Here is a 19,856-nt window from a genome sequence, read left to right as displayed (position 1 = left end):
GCAGTTCGACATCCTTTAACGATCCGTCCTGAGAGGCGGAGAAGGAGGTCCTGCGGTTTCGCATGGGCGCTGCCGGTAATTCCAGCACCGACCGGGAATTGATGTCCTCGGCGGACGTAGGTCGCACGGTTTCTCGGATCGCACATCAGATCATCGAGAAGACGGCTTTAGACGACCCCGATAGGGCCAACGCCCCGCGCGTCGTGCTGTTGGGTATACCCACCCGCGGTGTCACCCTTGCCCAGCGACTGGCCGGCAAGATCAGCGAATTCTGCGGTGTAGAGGTCGCCCACGGAGCGCTGGACATCACCTTGTACCGCGACGACCTGATGCGTCAGCCCCCGCGGCCCCTGGAGCCCACCTCTATTCCGGCCGGCGGCATCGACGACGCGTGCGTGATCCTGGTCGATGACGTGCTCTTCGCCGGACGATCGGTACGGGCCGCACTGGACGCGCTGCGCGACGTGGGCCGGCCCCGGATCGTGCAGCTGGCCGTGCTGGTGGACCGCGGTCACCGCGAACTGCCGGTGCGCGCCGACTACGTCGGCAAGAACGTGCCGACCGCCCGCGGCGAAAGCGTGCACGTCCTACTGGCTGAACATGACGGTCGCGACCAGGTGGTGATTACCCGATGAGCACCAGGCATCTGTTGGCAGCCGGCGACTTGAGCCGTGATGAGGCCACCGCGATCCTCGACGACGCCGACCGCTTCGCTCAGGCGCTGGTGGGGCGTGAGGTCAAGAAGCTGCCCACCCTGCGCGGGCGCACCGTGATCACCATGTTCTACGAGAATTCCACCCGGACCCGGGTCTCCTTCGAGGTAGCCGGCAAGTGGATGAGCGCCGACGTGATCAACGTGTCCGCGTCGGGATCCTCGGTCAACAAGGGGGAGTCGCTGCGCGACACCGCGTTCACCCTGCGGGCCGCCGGCGCCGACGCGCTGATCATCCGGCACCCGGCTTCGGGTGCGGCACACCTGCTCTCCGAATGGACTGGAGCCGCTGAAGACGGCGGTCCCGCGGTGATCAACGCCGGTGACGGCACCCACGAGCACCCCACCCAGGCGTTGCTGGACGCGCTGACGTTGCGCCAGCGCCTCGGCGGCATCGAGGGCCGCCGCGTCGTCATCGTCGGCGACATCGTGCACAGCCGGGTGGCCCGCTCCAACGTGAGCCTGCTGTCGACCCTGGGCGCCGAGGTGGTGCTGGTGGCCCCACCGACCTTGCTGCCGGTCGGGGTGGCCGACTGGCCGGTGACGGTCTCGCATGACCTCGACGCCGAGTTGCCGGCTGCCGACGCGGTGCTGATGCTGCGGGTGCAAGCCGAACGGATGACCGGCGGATTCTTCCCGTCGACGCGGGAGTACTCGGTGCGTTACGGATTGAGCGAGAAGCGCCGGGCGATGCTGCCCGAGCACGCGGTGGTGCTGCACCCCGGTCCGATGCTGCGCGGCATGGAGATCTCCTCGTCGGTAGCTGACTCGTCGCAATCCGCGGTGCTGCAACAGGTTTCCAACGGTGTACATGTGCGCATGGCGGTGCTGTTCCATCTGTTGGTGGGTAGCGAATCGACGGGAGATTCGGGGTCGGCGGGAGAGGAAGCAGCGCTGTGAGCGTGCTGATTCGCGGAGTGCGGTGCTACGGCGAAGGCGACCAGGTCGATGTCCTGGTGGAAGACGGCCAGATCGCCCAGATCGGTACCGGTCTGTCGGCACCGGATGAGTGCGAGGTGATTGACGCGCCCGGGCAGGTGTTGCTGCCGGGTTTCGTCGACCTGCACACCCATCTGCGTGAACCGGGACGTGAATACGCCGAGGACATCGAAACCGGCTCGGCGGCGGCGGCCCTGGGCGGCTACACCGCGGTGTTCGCGATGGCCAACACCGATCCGGTAGCCGACTCTCCGGTGGTCACCGACCATGTTTGGCAACGCGGACAGCAGATCGGCCTGGTCGACGTGCATCCGGTCGGCGCTGTCACGGTCGGACTGGGCGGCACGCAGCTGACCGAGATGGGCATGATGGCCGCCGGTACCGCCGGTGTTCGGATGTTCTCCGACGACGGTGTCTGTGTGGACCACCCGCTGGTGATGCGACGCGCGCTGGAGTACGCGACCGGGCTGGGGGTGTTGATCGCCCAGCACGCCGAGGAGCCGCGCCTGACTGTCGGCTCGGTCGCTCACGAGGGGCCCAACGCCGCCCGGCTGGGCCTGGCCGGCTGGCCGCGCGTCGCCGAAGAGTCGATCGTGGCCCGGGATGTCCTGCTGGCCCGCGACGCCGGCGCCCGACTGCACATCTGCCATGCTTCCACCGCTGGGACGGTCGAGCTCCTCAAATGGGCTAAGGCGCAAGGTATCTCAGTCACTGCCGAAGTCACCCCGCATCATCTGATGCTCGACGACAGCCGGCTCGCCGACTACGACGGAATGAACCGGGTCAACCCGCCGCTGCGCGAGGCCAGTGACACAGTCGCCCTGCGCCGCGCCCTGGCCGACGGCGTGATCGATTGCGTGGCTACCGATCACGCCCCGCACGCCGAACACGAGAAGTGCTGCGAGTTTTCGGTCGCTCGGCCCGGGATGCTGGGCCTGCAGACCGCGCTGTCGGTGGTCGTGGCCACCATGGTGCAGACCGGCCTGTTGACCTGGCGCGACGTGGCCCGAGTGATGAGCGAGCGGCCGGCCCAGATCGTCGGCCTGCCCGACCAGGGCCGTCCGCTGGAGGTGGGCGAGCCGGCCAACCTGACGGTCATCGATCCCGACACCACCTGGGTGGTCACCGGCGCGCAGCTGGCCAGCCGCTCGGACAACACCCCCTATGAAGAGATGACGCTGCCCGCGACCGTCACCGCGACCCTGCTGCGTGGCCGGATCACCGCTCGGGACGGGAAGAGCCCGGCATGAACACCCCCACGTTGATCGGCTCGCTGGTCTTCGCTTTTCTGCTGGTGGTGCTGATCGGCGTGGTGATCCGGCTGATGATGCGCGGCTGGCGACGCCGCGGCCAGCTGCAGGACGCCCTGATCGGGACACTGCCGATGGTGCCCGACACGGTGGGGTCGCCAACCGTGGCGGCCACCCGCGGGCAGTACCTGGGCTGCACGCTGGCACCGAAGTGGAACGACCGGGTAGTGGTCGGCGACCTGGGCTATCGCACCAAGGCGGTGCTGACCCGCTACCCCGAGGGAATCATGGTGCAGCGCAGCGGCGCCCGGCCGATCTGGATCCCTCAGGAGACGGTGATCGCGATCCGCACCGAACGCGGCATCGCCGGGCGCACTATTCCTTCATTCCCCACCCGACCCTACGACGGAGTGCTGGCGATCCGCTGGCAACTGCCGTCGGGCACCGAGATAGACACCGGCTTCCGCGCGGACGACCGCGCTGAGCACAGCCGTTGGTTAGAAGAAGAGGAAGACGACAGATGAACTCGCGAGCGGTGCTGGTTCTCGAGGACGGCCGGACGTTCACCGGAACACCGTTCGGGGCTGTGGGACAGACCCTGGGTGAGGCGGTGTTCTCCACCGGGATGTCCGGCTACCAGGAGACCCTGACCGACCCCAGTTATCACCGGCAGATCGTGGTGGCCACCGCCCCGCAGATCGGCAACACCGGCTGGAACCGCGAGGACGGGGAGAGCCGCGACGAAAAGATCTGGGTGGCGGGCTATGTGGTGCGCGACCCTTCGCCGCGGGCGTCGAACTGGCGGGCCACCGGAACTCTCGACGACGAGCTGGTACGCCAGGGCATCGTCGGTATCGCCGGGGTTGACACCCGGACCATCGTGCGCCACCTGCGCAATCACGGCTCGATGAAGGCCGGGGTGTTCTCCGGTGACGCGCTGGCATCACCGGATGAGTTGGTGACCCGGGTCCGCGAGCAGCCGTCGATGCTCGGCGCCGACCTCGCCGGCCAGGTCAGCACTGACGCGGGATATGTGGTGGAACCCGAGGGTGCACACCGCTTCACCATCGCCGCGCTGGACCTGGGCATCAAGACCAACACGCCACGCAACTTCTCGCGGCGCGGAATCCGCAGCCACGTGCTGCCGTCGTCGGTGGACTTCGCGCAGATCGCCGACCTGAAGCCAGACGGGGTGTTCCTGTCCAACGGGCCCGGGGACCCGGCCACCGCAGAGGCGATGGTGGCGTTGACCCGTGAGGTGCTCGGTGCCGGAATCCCGCTGTTCGGAATCTGTTTCGGAAACCAGATCCTGGGCCGGGCGCTGGGCCTGAACACCTACAAGATGACGTTCGGTCACCGCGGCATCAACATCCCGGTGATCGACCACGCCACCGGCCGGGTGGCGGTGACCGCGCAGAACCACGGCTTCGCCCTGGAAGGCGAAGCAGGCCAGCGCTTTGACACCGACTTCGGCCCGGCCGTGGTCAGCCACACCTGCGCCAACGACGGAGTCGTCGAGGGCGTCAAGCTCGCCGACGGCCGGGCGTTCTCGGTGCAGTACCACCCGGAGGCCGCGGCCGGACCGCACGACGCGGAATACCTGTTCGACCAGTTCGTCGACCTGATGGCAGGGGAGAAGTAATGCCGCGCCGTAATGACCTGCGCCATGTTCTGGTGATCGGCTCCGGGCCGATCGTGATCGGACAGGCCTGTGAATTCGACTACTCGGGCACCCAGGCCTGCCGGGTGCTCAAGGCTGAAGGCCTGCAGGTGAGCCTGGTCAACTCCAATCCGGCCACCATCATGACCGACCCCGAGTACGCCGACAACACCTACGTCGAGCCCATCACCTGGGAGTTCGTCGAAAAGGTGCTCGCTCAACAGGCCGAGCGCGGCAACAAGGTGGACGCCCTGCTGGCCACCCTGGGTGGGCAGACCGCGCTGAACACCGCGGTGGCGCTGCACGAGCACGGCGTGCTGGAGCGGTACGGCGTCGAGCTGATCGGCGCCGACTTCGAGGCGATCCAGCGCGGCGAGGACCGCCAGCAGTTCAAGGACATCGTCGCCAAGGTCGGCGGCGAGTCGGCGCGCTCCCGGGTCTGCTACACCATGGCCGAGGTCGAAGAGACCGTCGCCGAACTCGGGTTGCCGGTCGTCGTTCGCCCCTCCTTCACCATGGGCGGCCTGGGATCGGGACTGGCGGCCAGCCTCGACGAGGTGGCCCGGATGGCCGGTGACGGCCTGGCCGCCTCGCCGACAGCCAACGTCTTGATCGAGGAATCCATCTACGGGTGGAAGGAATTCGAGCTCGAGTTGATGCGCGACGGCAACGACAACGTCGTCGTGGTCTGCTCGATCGAGAACGTCGACCCGATGGGCGTGCACACCGGTGACTCGGTGACCGTCGCCCCGGCGATGACGCTGACCGACCGGGAATACCAGCGGATGCGTGATCTGGGGATCGCGATCCTGCGCGAGGTCGGGGTGGACACCGGCGGTTGCAACATCCAGTTCGCGGTCGATCCCAAAGACGGCCGGCTCATCGTGATTGAGATGAACCCGCGGGTCTCGCGGTCGAGCGCGCTGGCCTCGAAGGCGACCGGCTTCCCGATCGCCAAGATCGCCGCCAAACTTGCGATCGGCTACACCCTCGACGAGATCATCAACGACATCACCAAAGAGACCCCGGCCTGCTTCGAACCGGCGCTGGACTACGTCGTGGTCAAGGCGCCGCGCTTCGCATTCGAGAAGTTCCCCGGCGCCGACCCGCGGCTGACCACCACCATGAAATCGGTGGGCGAAGCGATGTCGTTGGGCCGCAACTTCATCGAGTCGCTCGGCAAGGTGATGCGGTCGCTGGAGACCGACCGGGCCGGGTTCTGGACCAAACCGGATCCCGAAGGCAGCGTCGACGACGCGCTGGCGCGGTTGCGGGTGCCCACTGAGGGCCGGCTCTATGACATCGAGCTGGCGCTGCGCCTCGGCGCCACCGTGGAGGCGGTCGCCGAGGCCTCCGGGGTGGACCCGTGGTTCGTCGAGCAGATCAACGGCCTGGTGGCGCTGCGCACCGAGGTCGTCGACACCCCGGTGCTCGACGCGGACCTGCTGCGCCGCTGCAAATACAGCGGCCTGTCGGACCACCAGATCGCCGTGCTGCGCCCGGAGCTGGCCGGCGAGGACGGGGTGCGGCTGCTGCGCGACCGGCTGGGCATCCACCCGGTGTTCAAGACCGTCGACACCTGCGCGGCGGAATTCGAGTCCAAGACGCCGTATCACTACAGCACTTTCGAGCTCGACCCCGCCGCCGAGACCGAGGTGGCGGCCCAGGACGTCAAACCCAAGGTGCTCATCCTGGGTTCTGGGCCCAACCGGATCGGCCAGGGCATCGAGTTCGACTACAGCTGCGTGCATGCCGCGATCACCTTGAGCCAGGCCGGCTTCGAGACGGTGATGATCAACTGCAACCCCGAAACGGTGTCCACCGACTACGACACCGCCGATCGGCTCTACTTCGAACCGTTGACGTTCGAGGACGTGCTTGAGGTGTACTACGCCGAACAGCAGTCCGGGCAGGGCGGACCCGGGGTGGTCGGCGTGATCGTGCAGCTGGGCGGGCAGACTCCGCTGCGGCTGGCCCAACGGCTGGCCGATGCCGGCGTGCCGATCGTCGGAACCAGCCCGGAAGCCATCGATCTGGCCGAGGATCGCGGTGCGTTCGGTGATGTGCTGACCACGGCCGGTTTGCCGGCGCCGCGGTACGGCACGGCGACGACCTTCGAGCAGGCCAAGCGGATCGCCGCCGACATCGGCTATCCGGTCCTGGTGCGGCCCTCGTACGTGTTGGGCGGGCGGGGCATGGAGATCGTCTACGACGAAGAGACCCTGCAGGGCTACATCACTCGGGCCACCCAGCTGTCGCCGGAGCATCCGGTGCTGGTCGACCGGTTCCTCGAAGACGCCATCGAGATCGACGTCGATGCGCTGTGCGACGGCACCGAGGTCTACATCGGCGGCATCATGGAGCACATCGAAGAGGCCGGCATCCACTCCGGTGACTCGGCGTGTGCACTGCCGCCGGTGACGCTGGGGCGCAGCGACATCGAAAAGGTGCGGCGGGCCACCGAGGCCATCGCGCACGGCGTCGGGGTGGTGGGGCTGCTCAATGTGCAGTTCGCCCTCAAGGACGACGTGCTCTACGTCCTGGAGGCCAATCCGCGGGCCAGTCGTACGGTCCCGTTTGTGTCCAAGGCCACCGCGGTGCCGCTGGCCAAGGCCTGTGCGCGCGTCATGCTGGGCGCCACGATCGCCGAGCTGCGGTCTGAGGGCCTGTTGGTTGCCTCGGGAGACGGGGCCACTGTCGGCCCGAACGCCCCCATCGCGGTCAAGGAGGCCGTGCTGCCGTTCCACCGCTTCCGTCGGGCGGACGGTTCGGGGATCGACTCACTGCTCGGCCCGGAGATGAAGTCCACCGGTGAGGTGATGGGTATCGACCGCGATTTCGGCACCGCGTTCGCCAAGAGCCAGACCGCCGCCTACGGCTCGCTACCGGCCCACGGCACGGTCTTTGTGTCGGTGGCCAACCACGACAAGCGTTCGCTGGTGTTTCCGGTCAAACGGCTCGCCGACTTGGGGTTCCGGGTCCTGGCCACCGAGGGAACCGCGGAAATGCTGCGCCGCAACGGGATTCCATGCGATGTGGTGCGCAAGAATTTCGAGGAGCCCAGTCCACAGCGCCCGGAGCTGACCGCGGTGGACGCGATCCGCGCCGGGGAGGTGGACCTGGTGATCAACACCCCGTACGGCAACTCCGGCCCGCGGGTGGACGGCTACGAGATCCGTTCGGCAGCGGTCAGCGTGAACATCCCGTGCATCACCACCGTCCAGGGTGCGGCCGCGGCGGTGCAGGGCATCGAGGCCGGCATCCGGGGCGATATCGGGGTGCGTTCCCTGCAGGAACTGCACAGCACCCTCGGCGGGCAGTAGTGATCCCGGGGTTCGGCGCACGCCTGGCCGAAGCGACGGCGGCCCGCGGGCCGCTGTGTCTGGGCATCGATCCGCACCCCGAACTGCTGGCCTCGTGGGGCTTGCCCGCGACGCCGGACGGGCTGGCGGCGTTCAGCGAAACGTGCGTGGCGGCGTTCGCCGGGTTCGCCGTGGTCAAGCCGCAGGTGGCGTTCTTCGAGGCGTACGGGTCGGCCGGCTTCGCCGTGCTGGAGCGCACCATCGCGGCGCTGCGCGAGGCCGGTGTGCTGGTGCTGGCCGACGCCAAGCGCGGCGACATCGGCTCGACCATGGCCGCCTACGCCGCCGCCTGGGCCGGACCGTCGCCGTTGGCCGCCGATGCGGTGACGGCCTCGCCCTACCTGGGCTTCGGGTCACTGCAGCCGCTGCTGGAGACTGCCGCACAGCATCAGCGGGGTGTGTTCGTGTTGGCGGCCACCTCCAACCCGGAGGGCGCGAGCGTGCAGCGTGCCCAGGACGCCGACGGCCGCACCGTGGCGCAGGCGATCGTCGACGCCGCCGCCGAAGTCAATCGGGCCGAGAATGCGGCTGGCCTGGGTTCGATCGGAGTGGTGGTGGGCGCCACGCTGCGTGAGGTGCCCGATCTGAGTGCCCTGGGCGGCCCGGTGCTGGTGCCGGGTGTTGGCGCCCAGGGAGGGCGCCCAGAGGCCCTTGCCGGGCTCGGAGGGGCCGCTGCGGGCACGTTGCTGCCGGCGGTCTCGCGTGAGGTGCTGCGGGCCGGCCCGGACACGGGTGCGCTGCGTGCCGCGGCGGAGCGGCTGCGGGACACCGTGGCCTACTTGGCCGCTGCGGGATAGCTCCCGGACCTAGCGAGATCACACTCGGCCTGCCGAGCCACACACTTTTTCTCCGAGCGTGACTTTGGCTAGGCCAAAGCGGCGTGTCACGTCGTCACAGTCCCACTCGACGCAACAGGGCCTGCGTGGGCTGCCCGTTTGGGGCGCCCACGCAGGCCCTGGATTGCCGGTTACCGGCCGCCGAAGTTGACGCCCCCACCGGTGTTGGCGTTGTAACCGCCGCCGAAGGGGCCCATGTTGACGTTGGCGCTATTGTTCTGGCCGCCGCCGGCGCCGATTCCATTAGGGCCGAAGTTGAAGCCGCCGTTTCGGCCGACATTCATCCCGCCGCCGAACGGCCCCATGTTGACGTTGGCGCTGTTGTTTTGACCGCCGCCGGTGCCGATTCCATTAGGGCCGATGTTGAAGCCGCCGTTGTTGCCGGTATTCATCCCGCCGCCGAAAGGCCCCATGTTGACATTCACCCCGCCGTTGTTGCCGGCGCCACCGGTGACTCCGTCGTGGGGATCGGCGCTGGCCGCGCCTATCCCGAAAACGCCGAGGGCCAACGCCGCGGACGCCGCAAGAGCCCACCGGCCAGCACGGCCGACTGTCGTCATCGCCATCAATTCCCACTTTCTCTACCGAAACGGTATTCAGCGGAAATGTTCATAGTCATACCCCCCATAAACACCCCCGGGTGGACCACCCACCTGGCCGGAACATTAGGCGGCTAACCCGCAGCTTCGACCGTGCAAATGTAGAAACTGCCTGAATAGTTGCTGTCAGTCCACCGGGTTGCTGGGTTCCGTTTCTTGTCACGAGGCAAGCGCCTTCGGATGGAAATAAGTGGGGTTGGTGGCTCCGGGGCTGTCTGCCGGCGAATCAGCGGCGCCCGCGCACTGGCATGACGAATTCGGGGCAGAACCTGGTGGTCAGCCACCGCGTCAAGATGGTGATCCTCGTCGCGGTGGAGCCGAGCGGCGATGGAGTCGGGTGGCCGAATCTGCCCTCGACACGCCCGACACGCCGCGAGGTGCGAAGTCAATGGGCATGAATGTCCAGTCACATCCAGAAGGCCACCGCTGCGCCCATGGCGCGGCGTCCCATCCCGTCGGCAGAAAACAGCAAACGTCGAGCTCAGGGCGGTTTTCCGGGCTGGTCCGCCGAAGATTGCGGTTCACCTGGGGCGGGCCGAGTGATGGCGGCCGACGCGGGTTGGACGACGCCGCGCCCAGACCCCATACGCTGGGCATTTGTAGCCGGAAACGGGGGGGTGGGGTTAGATTTCGTCAGACGGCGTGGGTACGGTCGTCGTCTCTGGCCGAAGTACCTGGCCGGGACAAGGAAAACATCGACGTTGTCGATGATGACGAGACGGAGGAATCGTGGCCCTTCCCCAGTTGACCGACGAGCAGCGCGCCGCCGCGTTGGAGAAGGCGGCGGCCGCACGTCGGGCCCGAGCGGAGCTCAAGGACCGGCTGAAGCGTGGCGGCACCAATCTCAAGCAGGTGCTCAAGGACGCCGAGACCGACGAGGTCCTTGGCAAGATGAAGGTGTCTGCGCTGCTGGAGGCGTTGCCGAAGGTCGGCAAGGTCAAGGCGCAGGAGATCATGACCGAGCTGGAGATCGCCCCCACCCGCCGGCTGCGCGGCCTGGGCGACCGGCAGCGCAAGGCGCTGCTGGAGAAGTTCGACTTCTCCTGACCCGGCAGTGAATACCGGTGGAGGACCGGACAGCGGGCACGCGGGACGCGTTGTAGTGCTGTCCGGTCCATCCGCGGTCGGTAAGTCGAGCGTGGTCCGGTGCCTGCGGGAGCAGGTACCGGACCTGTATTTCAGTGTGTCGGCCACCACCCGGGCACCCAGGCCCGGGGAGGTGGACGGTATCGACTACCGATTTGTTTCGCCGGCCGAGTTCGACCGGCTAGTTGAGAAAAATGAGCTGCTGGAGTGGGCCGATATTCACGGCGGCCTGCAGCGCTCAGGTACCCCGGCGGCTCCCGTGGTCGAGGCCACCCGCTCCGGGCGGCCCGTTCTGATCGAGGTCGACCTGGCCGGGGCCCGGGCCATCAAGAAGGCCCTTCCGGAGGCTGTGACGGTGTTTCTGGCCCCGCCGGACTGGGAGACGCTGCAGGCCAGACTGGCCGGCCGCGGCACCGAATCCGCCGAGGTCATGGAACGCCGATTGGCCACCGCGCGCACCGAGTTGGCGGCACAGGGAGACTTCGACGCCATCGTGGTCAACAGTCGATTGGAAACAGCCTGCTCAGAATTGGTATCCTTGCTGGTGGATACCGCACCGGGCGCGGTCTGATTTACCCGGACAACAACCAGCAGGCGCGACCCGCCCCCAGTCAAACAGCTTCAGGAGATTGTCTTAAGTGAGTACCTCGCAGACCGACTCGGCCGTGGCGACCGACGCCGAGGAGTTCGACCCGGCGTCGATCGGCGGTTACGACACGCCTCTCGGCATCACCAACCCGCCCATCGACGAGCTGCTGCAGCGCGCGTCGAGCAAGTACGCGCTGGTGATCTACGCGGCCAAGCGGGCGCGCCAGATCAACGATTACTACAACCAGCTCGGTGAGGGCATCCTCGAGTACGTCGGGCCGCTGGTCGAGCCCGGCCTGCAGGAGAAGCCGCTGTCGATCGCGCTGCGCGAGATCCACGGCGACCTGCTCGAATACACCGAAGGCGAGTAGCGCCGAGCCGGGCAGGACGGGTCAGACCGGTGGGCCAGAAACGGGTCGTCGTCGGTGTCTCCGGGGGCATCGCCGCATATAAGGCGTGCACCGTCGTCCGACAGCTCGCCGAGGCCGGGCATTCGGTTCGCGTCGTCCCGACCGAGTCCGCCCTGCGCTTTGTCGGGGCCGCCACCTTCGAGGCGCTCTCGGGTCAGCCGGTCGACACCGGGGTCTTCGACGATGTACCTCGCGTGCCCCATGTGGCGATCGGCCAGCAGGCCGACTTGGTGGTGGTGGCACCGGCCACCGCCGACCTGTTGGCGCGCGCCGTCGCCGGTCGCGCCGACGATCTGCTGACCGCCACCCTGCTCACCGCCCGCTGTCCGGTGCTGTTCGCCCCGGCCATGCACACCGAGATGTGGCAGCATCCGGCCACTGTCGCCAACGTGGCGACGCTGCGGGAACGCGGCGCGGTGGTCCTTGAGCCCGCATCGGGCCGGTTGACTGGCGCCGACACCGGCCCCGGCCGGCTGCCCGAGGCCGAAGAGATCAACACCTTCGCGTCGCTGCTGCTGGAGCGCGCCGACGCGTTGCCTCACGACCTGGCCGGGCAGAAGGTCCTGGTGACCGCGGGCGGCACCCGCGAGCCGATCGACCCGGTCCGCTTCATCGGTAACCGCAGTTCGGGCAAGCAGGGCTACGCCGTAGCCCGGGTGGCGGCCCAGCGCGGTGCCGAGGTCACCCTGATCGCCGCGCACACTGCGGGCCTGATCGATCCGGCCGGCGTCCACGTGGTGCACGTCAGCTCGGCCCAACAGCTGCATGACGCGGTGTCCAAGCACGCCCCAGAGGCGCACGTGCTGGTGATGGCCGCCGCCGTTGCCGACTTCCGCCCGGTGCGGGTCGCGCAGGCCAAGATCAAGAAGGGCCCCGACAACGCGGGGGAGCCGACCATAGAACTGGTCCGCAACGAGGACGTGCTGGCCGGGGCGGTGCGTGCCCGTACCGACGGTCAGCTGCCCAATATGCGGGCCATCGTCGGCTTCGCCGCGGAGACCGGCGACGAGAACGGCGACGTGCTGTTCCACGCCCGGGCGAAGCTGCGCCGCAAGGGATGCGACCTGTTGGTGGTCAACGCCGTCGGGGACGGCCGGGCATTCGAGGTCGACCACAACGACGGGTGGCTGCTGGCCGCGGACGGAACCGAGTCCGCCCTGGAGTCGGGCTCCAAGACGTTGATGGCCAGCCGCATCGTGGACGCCATCGCGGCGTTCCTCGACAGCAACCGCGGCTGACGCGGCCCCCTATCGCAGCATCACGGGATCGTTGACCGGTCGTCCTCCCTGGACTAACTTTCAGATCGTAAGTTAGCCGAGAGGGGTCGGGCGTGGACGATCGACGTTACGTGGTGATCGGGGGCGGCCTGGCTGGGCTGGCCGCTGCGGTCTGGCTGGCCGAGGCCGGCAAGAAGGTGACGCTGCTGGAGCGGCGCGGGCGACTCGGCGGACGCACCCAGGCGATGCAGGTGCAGGGCATCGCGGACCTCGCGGACAACGGCCAGCATGTGATCGCCAGCGGCTACGACCACCTGTTTCGCTACCTGACCAGCGTCGGGACCCGATCGATGGTCGAATTTCCGACCGCAGGAACGCTGCGCTGGCCCGGCGGGGCCGCCACCACCCTGGTGACCCGTGGACTGGGCGCGGTGCGAACGCTGTTCGGGCCGCATCCCGACGCGAGCCTGCTGGACCGGCTGCGGACCGCCGCGGCAACGGTACGCCTGACCGGCGAGGCGCTGTTCCAACCCGCCGATCTGCCCGACCTCTCCACCGACCAGTGGCTCCGCCGCGTCGGGATGCCCGCCAAGGCCCGGGAGGCGGTGTGGGACTGGCTGGCGCTCGGTATCGCCGCTGAGCCGGTGGACCGGGGTTCGGCGAAAGTCTTTGCCGATGTCCTGGCCACCGGAATCCGACTCGGGCTGCGCCACCGCAGCGCGGTGACGATCGGTTATCCCACCACCGACCTCGACACGCTCTACATCACCGGTGCGCTCGCCGTGTTCGACCGGCTGGGCGTGGACGTGCGCTACCGCGCGGTGGCTAGGCGAATTGTGGTGGAGAACAACGCCGTTCGTGCCGTGCAGTTGGCGGATGGCACCGAGGTGGCGGCGGACGCGGTGGTGTGCGCGGTGCCCAACTCGAATATCGCCGGCTTGCTCGACGATTTGCCCGAACACGCCGAAATTTACGCCGCGGCAGAAAAGCTGCACTACACACCGATCGTGAGCACCAACCTCTACCTGGACCGGCCGTTGGGCACCGAGGCGGCGATGGAATCGGTGATCGGCGGTACGGGCGTCATCGATGAGGTCTTCGACCGGCAGCGGATGCAGCGCCGCGATCCAAACGGTGCCTGGCTGTACTGTCTGACCACCAGCGGCGCCTACGAGCAGATTCACCGGTCCAACGAGGAGATCGTGGCCGAGCAGATGGACGTGTTGCGCCGCTACTATCCGGCCGCGGCCGAGGCGAACGTGGTGGCCGCGCAGGTGGTCAAGATGCCCAAGGCCACCTTCTCGCAGGTGGTGGGCACCGATGGGTTGCGCCCGGATCAGCGCACGTCGGTGCCGAGCCTGGTGCTCGCCGGCGACTGGACCCGTACCGACTGGTCGGCGACCATGGAGAGCGCCGCGCAGAGCGCTGCCCGCGCCGTGGAGTTACTGCTCGAGCTGCCGGCATCGACGTGAGCGCGCAGCCCGAGCCGAAGCGGCGGATGTCGGCACACGCGCGACGGATGCAGCTGCTCGACCACGCCCGCGACATCGTCGCCGCCGGGGGCTATGCCGCGCTAACCATCGAACAGGTGGCCCGCGCCGCGCAGGTGACCCGGACGGTGGTGTATCAGAACTTCGGCGATCTGGCCGGACTGATGACGGCGCTACTGGACCGCGAATCGGCGATCGCCTTCGCTGGAATGCGCAGCGTAGAGGGCCCCCTCGAAGACGACCCGGACGCGCTCGGTCGCGGCATCCTGGCATATCTGCATGCGGCGCCAACCAGTTGGCGCATCATCCTGAGTCCGCCGGCCGGCGCCCCGCCGCAGTTGGGCGCCCGCACCGAAGCGGGCCGTCGCTATGCCCGAACCATCGCCGCGAGGCGGCTGTCCCGGTTAGCCGGCCACCCGATCGACGCCGACGGAGTGACGACACGACTGTTGTTGTCGGCATTGGAGGAACTGGCCCTGCTCCATCTCACCGATCCGCGGGCACACCCGGACGAATTGGTGCTGAGTTATCTGCGGTCATTGGTCGGCTGGGCGGTCCGGGTCGAAACGGCGACACCGGCCGCGGGACGGTAGAGTGGGCGCTCGCAGGGCCGAGTCGTTCAGGTTTCTCGTTTGTGGGGGATGTTGTCGAGGATTTTCTGAACGCGGGGCAGCGCAGCCATAACCCGGCCCGTGGTATGGGGGATGCGCACCGGGCTGCCAGGCTCTCCCGAGGACCGCACGGCTATATTAGCCCGAGCTAACTTCTTGATCGATTACCCGGAAGGCGACATTGTGAGCGAAAAGGGACGGCTGTTCACCAGTGAGTCGGTGACCGAGGGCCACCCCGACAAGATCTGTGACGCCATCAGCGACTCGGTGCTTGACGCCCTGCTCGCCGATGACCCCCGTTCACGTGTTGCGGTGGAAACCCTGGTCACCACCGGCCAGGTGCACGTGGTTGGTGAGGTGACGACCAACGCTCGCGAAGCGTTCGCCAACATCACCAACACCGTGCGCGAGCGCATCCTGGAGATCGGCTACGACTCGTCGGAGAAGGGCTTTGACGGCGCGAGCTGCGGCGTCAACATCGGGATCGGTGCACAGTCGCCCGACATCGCCCAGGGCGTCGACACCGCCCATGAAGCCCGCGTCGAGGGCGCAGCCGACCCGCTGGACTCCCAGGGCGCCGGCGACCAGGGCCTGATGTTCGGCTACGCGATCGCCGACACCCCGGAGCTGATGCCGCTGCCCATCGCGCTGGCCCACCGCCTCTCGCGGCGGCTGACCGAGGTCCGCAAGAACGGCACGCTGGACTACCTGCGCCCGGACGGCAAGACCCAGGTCACCATCGAGTACGAGGACGACGTCCCGACCCGGCTGGACACCGTGGTGATCTCCACCCAGCACGCCGAGGGCATCGACCTGGTCAACACGCTGGACCCCGACCTGCGCGAGCACGTTATCTCCACCGTGCTGGCCGAACTCGCCCACGAGACCCTGGACTCCTCCTCGACTCGTGTGCTGATCAACCCGACCGGCAACTTCGTCGTCGGTGGCCCGATGGGTGACGCCGGTCTGACCGGCCGCAAGATCATCGTCGACACCTACGGCGGCTGGGCTCGCCATGGCGGCGGCGCCTTCTCCGGCAAGGACCCGTCGAAGGTGGACCGCTCGGCCGCGTACGCGATGCGCTGGGTGGCCAAGAACATCGTCGCCGCGGGCTTGGCGCAGCGCGTCGAGGTCCAGGTGGCCTACGCCATCGGCAAGGCCGCGCCGGTCGGTCTGTTCATCGAGACCTTCGGCACCGCCACCGTTGACCCGGTCAAGATCGAGAAGATCGTGCCGGAGGTCTTCGACCTGCGTCCGGGCGCGATCGTGCGTGACCTGGACCTGCTGCGTCCTATCTACGCACCGACCGCGGCCTACGGTCACTTCGGCCGTACCGACATCGAACTGCCGTGGGAGAAGCTGGACAAGGTCGACGACCTCAAGCGCGCCATCTGATTTCGAACGCCAAAGGCCCCGCATTTCCTGCCGGAATGCGGGGCTTTTGCTGTGCGTGCTTGCCGGCGGCTAAGCGCTGAACCGGTAGTCGTCGATGTCGAAGTGCCGGCTGCGCCAGTAGGCCTCCACCGTGGTGGTGGGCCGCAACGGGACATCACCGTGTTTGTCGAAGTAGTAGCTGTTGGCCGACTTGCAGCTGTCCTGCCAGAACACCTGCCGGTGCCGTTTGCTCATCATCTCGTCGAAGTAGCGAGCGTTAGCCGCCTCGGATATCTCGATCCGGGTCGCCCCACGGCCACGGGCGCTCGTCAGGCACCGCACGATGTGGTGCGTTTGTGCTTCGACCAGCGCGAAATACGACGACCCGACGTAGCCGTAGGGGCCGAAGACGCTGAATAAGTTGGGAAATCCGGGGATGCTGACCCCCTCGTAGGCCTGCAGCCGGTGCTCGTCCCAGAACTGGGCCAGCGTCTGGCCCCCGGTGCCGGTGACGGCGAACGTAGGAATGTTGTCGCTGTCCATCACCTTGAACCCGGTGGCCAAGATCAGCACGTCGACCTCGTGGGACGTCCCGTCGGCGGTGACGACGCCGGTGGGAGTGATCCGGTCGATGGGGTCGACCACCAAATGAACGTTGTCGCGGTTGAACGTCGACAGGTAGGTGTTGTGGAAGCCGGGGCGCTTGCAGCCGACGGCGTAGCGCGGGGTGAGCTGCTTACGCAGTTCGGGATTGTGCACCTGGCGCCGCAGATACGCCCGCCCGGCCGACTCCATCTGTTTGGCCAGCGGAAACACCGTGAAATACTGCGCCGCGATGGGGAAGGTCGCCTCGACGTAGGCCTGACTGGCCAGCCGCTGCAGGGACTTGCCGCCGGGAACCCTCATCGCCCAGCGCAGCGGAGCGGCCAGCGGCACATCGAGTTTCGGAAAACACCAGATCGGTGTCCGCTGAAATACGGTGAGCGAGGAAACCTTCGGCGCGATCTCCGGGATGACCTGCACCGCAGAGGCTCCGGTGCCGATCACCGCTACGCGCTTGCCGGTCAGGTCCTGCGCGTGGTCCCAGCGGGCGGTGTGGATCGTCACCCCGGCGAAGGTGTCGACACCGGCGATGTCAGGCAGGTTCGGGGTGGTCAGCACCCCGCTGGCGTTGATCAGGAACCGGGCCGTGACCACTCCGGCTTGATGCGGCGGTCCGCCGGCCGGTTCGGTCTGAACCCGCCACCAACCGCGGTCCTCGTCGAACTCCGCGGCAACCACCTTGGTGGCGAACTGGATTCGCGAGCGCAGACCGTACTTGTCGACGCAGTGCTCGGCATAGGCTTTCAGCTCCCCGCCCGGCGCATACGTGCGCGACCAGTGCGGGCTCTGCTCGAACGAGAACTGGTAGGAGAACGACGGAATGTCCACGGCGATACCCGGATAGGTGTTCCAGTGCCAGGTGCCGCCGACCCCGTCGCCGGCCTCGATGATCGAAAAGTCCGACATCCCGGCGCGGTCGAGGTTGATCGCCGCTCCGATGCCGGAGAAGCCGGCCCCGACGATCAGAAGCTCGTGGTCGGGTTCCTCGCTCACGGTCCGCTCCTCATCGCCGATTTCGATCGAGGTCGACGGTAGCGCGCACGCCGGGGGACCGGGGTGGTGTTACGGCAAATCCTGGGCTTCCTGCGGCGGTTGGCGCCACGGCGGATTTCGTCGGGCCTGTCCGGCGTGAAACAGGCACAACCGGTGGCCGTCGGGATCGTCCAGTCGGGCCTCACGCCACAGCCACGGCATGTCGGTCGGTGGTTGGGTGAATTCAATCGAACCGCGCAACCGCTGGTATTGCTCGTCGAGATCGTCGGCTTCGAAATAGATCGTCACCTGCTCACCGGCCGCGACCTGGCTGACGCGCTCCACCGAAAAGGTGCTGTCCCCGTCCGGGCACTCGAATCGCAGGTAGTCGTCCGTCTTGACGATCAGCCGCAGTCCCAGCAGGCGGTAGAACCGCTCGGCGCGGTCCAGGTCGGTGCTGCCGACGGTGACCTGGTTCAGCCGCATCGCATCACGCCAGGGCAGCGCGCAAAGCGGCCAGTCCACGGTCGGCGGCGTCGGTGGCCACCGGGATCACGCCGGCGTAGCCCAGATAACCGTGAACCAGCGTCTCGGCATTGTGCAGCTGCACCGGAACCCCGGCAGCCGCCAGCAACTCGCCGTAACGGATGCCGTCATCGCGCAGCGGATCGTGGCCGGCGACCGCGATGTAGGCCGGTGGCAAGCCGGCCAGATTCTCGGCCCGTGCCGGGGCCAGCATCGGCGGCGGGCTGCTCAGGTCCAGGTCCCCGGCGTAGGCGCGCGTCAACGCGGCGATCGCGGCGCTGTCGATGATCGGCGCATTGGCGTTCTCGGTGAACGACGGCAGGCTGCCGTCGTACGTGGTCGCCGGGTACCACAGCAGCTGGAAGGCGATCGCCGGCCCACCGGCATCACGGGCCAGCTGGCACACCACCGCAGCCAGGTTGCCGCCGGCCGAATCCCCGGCCACCGCCAGCCTGGATGGGTCCACACCCAGCTCGGCGGCGTGTGCCACCACCCACTCGGTGGCCGCCATCGCGTCCTCGACGGCGGCCGGGAACGGATGCTCGGGGGCCAGCCGGTAGTCCACCGACACCACCACCGCGCCCGCGTCGACGGCATGCATTCGCGCGGTGCCGTCGTGGGTGTCGAGGTCGCCGGCGACGAAGCCGCCGCCGTGAAAGAACACCACCACCGGGGCGGCACCAGACTCGGTGCCGGCCGGCCGGTAGATGCGTATCGGCAGGTCACCACCCGGTCCGTCGATCACCCGGTCCTCACTGGGCAGCTCCGGGTGTATGGGGCGATGTGGCAGGTCACGCATCGCGCGACGCGCCGCTTCGGCGCCGTCGTCCAGTGTCAGTCGGAACGGGATGGCGTCCAGTACCTTCAGCACTATGGGGTCGATTGCTGGCATAAAAACACCGTACGCAACCCGACGAGTTTTCACCGCCTGGGCTGCGGCGGGATGGCTCGGAGTGGCTTACGGCATCTTCCTGACGGTGGTGGCGTTGCGCTCGATGCCGGGAGAGGCGCTGACCGGACAGTGGATCGGGCAGCCGGCTTTCAAGGCGGCGATGGCGGTGCTGTTGGCCTTCGCCGCGGCCGCGCACCCGATCCTGCGGGAGGCGCGCTGGTTGATCCCGGCCCTGATCTTCTCGGCGACCGGCGACTGGTTGCTGGCGATCCCGTGGTGGGAACCGTCCTTCGTCGCGGGTCTGGCCGCGTTCCTGGTGGCGCACCTGTGCTTTTTGGGCGCGCTGGTGCCGTTGGCGGTGGTGTCGCGCGGCCGGCTGGTCGGGGCCGGCCTGGTCGCGGTGAGTTGCCTGGTGCTGTTGGCGTGGTTCTGGCCCGGCATGGCCCGGGAAGGTATGACGCTGCCGGTGACGGTGTACGTCGGGGTGCTCGGCGCGATGGTGTGCGCCGCGCTGTTGGCGAAGCTGCCCACCCCCTGGACCGCGGTCGGTGCGGTGTGCTTCGCGGTGTCGGACGCGATGATCGGAGCCAGCCAGTTCGTCTTGGGCAATGAACTGCTGGCGGTGCCCATCTGGTGGGCCTACGCGGCAGCACAGCTGCTGATCACGGCCGGGTTCTTCTTCGGCCGGTCCACCGGCACCGAAGAGGCGACTGCGGACTGAGATTCGCCG

At 67.9% G+C, this 19,856-nt stretch carries 19 protein-coding genes; 15 read left to right on the top strand and 4 right to left on the bottom strand.

Annotated elements, in window-relative coordinates; translation table 11 throughout:
• The first annotated feature begins 62 nt into the window (after nt 1–62).
• Genes pyrR through pyrF form a run of 7 tightly spaced genes read left to right on the top strand, consistent with a single transcriptional unit; the run spans nt 63 to nt 8,720 of the window.
• Entirely contained in the window at nt 63–635 is a 573-nt protein-coding gene (gene pyrR / locus RCP37_RS11960; protein ID WP_308483336.1) for a bifunctional pyr operon transcriptional regulator/uracil phosphoribosyltransferase PyrR, read from the top strand.
• A complete protein-coding gene (locus RCP37_RS11955) occupies nt 632–1,612 on the top strand; it encodes an aspartate carbamoyltransferase catalytic subunit (RefSeq protein WP_308483335.1) in 981 nt (326 codons plus the stop codon). Before pyrR ends, RCP37_RS11955 begins: the two co-directional genes overlap by 4 nt.
• Nucleotides 1,609–2,901, top strand: a complete 1,293-nt coding sequence (locus RCP37_RS11950) for a dihydroorotase (protein ID WP_308483334.1) — start codon at nt 1,609–1,611, stop codon at nt 2,899–2,901. The genes RCP37_RS11955 and RCP37_RS11950 overlap by 4 nt, the downstream gene beginning before the upstream one ends.
• Complete coding sequence (locus tag RCP37_RS11945; RefSeq protein WP_308483333.1) at nt 2,898–3,425, top strand: PH-like domain-containing protein; 528 nt, start codon at nt 2,898–2,900, stop codon at nt 3,423–3,425. The genes RCP37_RS11950 and RCP37_RS11945 overlap by 4 nt, the downstream gene beginning before the upstream one ends.
• Nucleotides 3,422–4,543, top strand: a complete 1,122-nt coding sequence (gene carA, locus RCP37_RS11940) for a glutamine-hydrolyzing carbamoyl-phosphate synthase small subunit (protein WP_125079353.1) — start codon at nt 3,422–3,424, stop codon at nt 4,541–4,543. Before RCP37_RS11945 ends, carA begins: the two co-directional genes overlap by 4 nt.
• A complete protein-coding gene (carB, locus tag RCP37_RS11935) occupies nt 4,543–7,884 on the top strand; it encodes a carbamoyl-phosphate synthase large subunit (RefSeq protein WP_308483332.1) in 3,342 nt (1,113 codons plus the stop codon). The genes carA and carB overlap by 1 nt, the downstream gene beginning before the upstream one ends.
• Nucleotides 7,885–7,886: 2 nt before the next feature.
• A complete protein-coding gene (pyrF, locus tag RCP37_RS11930; protein WP_308487057.1) occupies nt 7,887–8,720 on the top strand; it encodes an orotidine-5'-phosphate decarboxylase in 834 nt (277 codons plus the stop codon).
• Between the two features lie 170 nt (nt 8,721–8,890).
• On the opposite strand, the gene RCP37_RS11925 is transcribed toward pyrF, so the two are convergent.
• The gene (locus tag RCP37_RS11925; protein ID WP_308483331.1) at nt 8,891–9,325 is read right to left on the bottom strand and encodes a hypothetical protein; all 435 of its coding nucleotides are present in this window, start codon (nt 9,323–9,325) and stop codon (nt 8,891–8,893) included.
• Between the two features lie 762 nt (nt 9,326–10,087).
• Here RCP37_RS11925 and mihF point away from each other — a divergent pair.
• From mihF to metK, 7 genes are all read left to right on the top strand, one after another.
• Nucleotides 10,088–10,405, top strand: a complete 318-nt coding sequence (gene mihF / locus RCP37_RS11920) for an integration host factor, actinobacterial type (RefSeq protein ID WP_003932123.1) — start codon at nt 10,088–10,090, stop codon at nt 10,403–10,405.
• Nucleotides 10,406–10,412: 7 nt separating this feature from the next.
• Complete coding sequence (gmk, locus tag RCP37_RS11915; RefSeq protein WP_308483330.1) at nt 10,413–11,015, top strand: guanylate kinase; 603 nt, start codon at nt 10,413–10,415, stop codon at nt 11,013–11,015.
• Nucleotides 11,016–11,082: 67 nt separating this feature from the next.
• Nucleotides 11,083–11,403: a DNA-directed RNA polymerase subunit omega gene (gene rpoZ, locus RCP37_RS11910; protein ID WP_308483329.1), complete on the top strand. Its 321-nt coding sequence runs from the start codon at nt 11,083–11,085 to the stop codon at nt 11,401–11,403.
• A gap of 29 nt (nt 11,404–11,432) precedes the next feature.
• A complete protein-coding gene (gene coaBC / locus RCP37_RS11905) occupies nt 11,433–12,680 on the top strand; it encodes a bifunctional phosphopantothenoylcysteine decarboxylase/phosphopantothenate--cysteine ligase CoaBC (protein ID WP_308483328.1) in 1,248 nt (415 codons plus the stop codon).
• 92 nt (nt 12,681–12,772) lie between these two features.
• Nucleotides 12,773–14,131 carry a hydroxysqualene dehydroxylase HpnE gene (hpnE, locus tag RCP37_RS11900; RefSeq protein WP_308483327.1) on the top strand — a complete coding sequence of 453 codons (1,359 nt, stop codon included), beginning with the start codon at nt 12,773–12,775 and terminating at the stop codon, nt 14,129–14,131.
• 26 nt (nt 14,132–14,157) lie between these two features.
• Nucleotides 14,158–14,742, top strand: a complete 585-nt coding sequence (locus tag RCP37_RS11895) for a TetR/AcrR family transcriptional regulator (protein ID WP_308487056.1) — start codon at nt 14,158–14,160, stop codon at nt 14,740–14,742.
• Nucleotides 14,743–14,943: 201 nt separating this feature from the next.
• Nucleotides 14,944–16,155, top strand: a complete 1,212-nt coding sequence (gene metK / locus RCP37_RS11890; protein ID WP_308483326.1) for a methionine adenosyltransferase — start codon at nt 14,944–14,946, stop codon at nt 16,153–16,155.
• 69 nt (nt 16,156–16,224) lie between these two features.
• Here metK and RCP37_RS11885 read toward each other — a convergent pair whose 3' ends face one another.
• The 3 genes from RCP37_RS11885 to RCP37_RS11875 all read right to left on the bottom strand — a co-directional run bounded on the left by RCP37_RS11885 (nt 16,225) and on the right by RCP37_RS11875 (nt 19,126).
• On the bottom strand, nt 16,225–17,730 hold the full coding sequence (locus RCP37_RS11885; RefSeq protein WP_308483325.1) for a flavin-containing monooxygenase: 1,506 nt from the start codon (nt 17,728–17,730) through the stop codon (nt 16,225–16,227).
• Between the two features lie 69 nt (nt 17,731–17,799).
• The gene (locus RCP37_RS11880) at nt 17,800–18,195 is read right to left on the bottom strand and encodes a VOC family protein (protein ID WP_308483324.1); all 396 of its coding nucleotides are present in this window, start codon (nt 18,193–18,195) and stop codon (nt 17,800–17,802) included.
• Nucleotides 18,196–18,199: 4 nt separating this feature from the next.
• The gene (locus tag RCP37_RS11875; protein WP_308483323.1) at nt 18,200–19,126 is read right to left on the bottom strand and encodes an alpha/beta hydrolase; all 927 of its coding nucleotides are present in this window, start codon (nt 19,124–19,126) and stop codon (nt 18,200–18,202) included.
• On the opposite strand from RCP37_RS11875, the gene RCP37_RS11870 reads away from it, so the two are divergent.
• Nucleotides 19,125–19,847 carry a lysoplasmalogenase gene (locus RCP37_RS11870; protein ID WP_308487055.1) on the top strand — a complete coding sequence of 241 codons (723 nt, stop codon included), beginning with the start codon at nt 19,125–19,127 and terminating at the stop codon, nt 19,845–19,847. The genes RCP37_RS11875 and RCP37_RS11870 overlap by 2 nt on opposite strands.
• Nucleotides 19,848–19,856 lie beyond the last annotated feature (9 nt).

The organism is Mycolicibacter sp. MU0102 (genome assembly GCF_963378105.1).
In the GTDB taxonomy this organism is placed as follows: Bacteria; Actinomycetota; Actinomycetes; order Mycobacteriales; family Mycobacteriaceae; genus Mycobacterium; species Mycobacterium holstebronense.
Note: the sequence above shows the minus strand (reverse complement) of the source record. Positions and strands in the feature narration are given on the sequence as shown.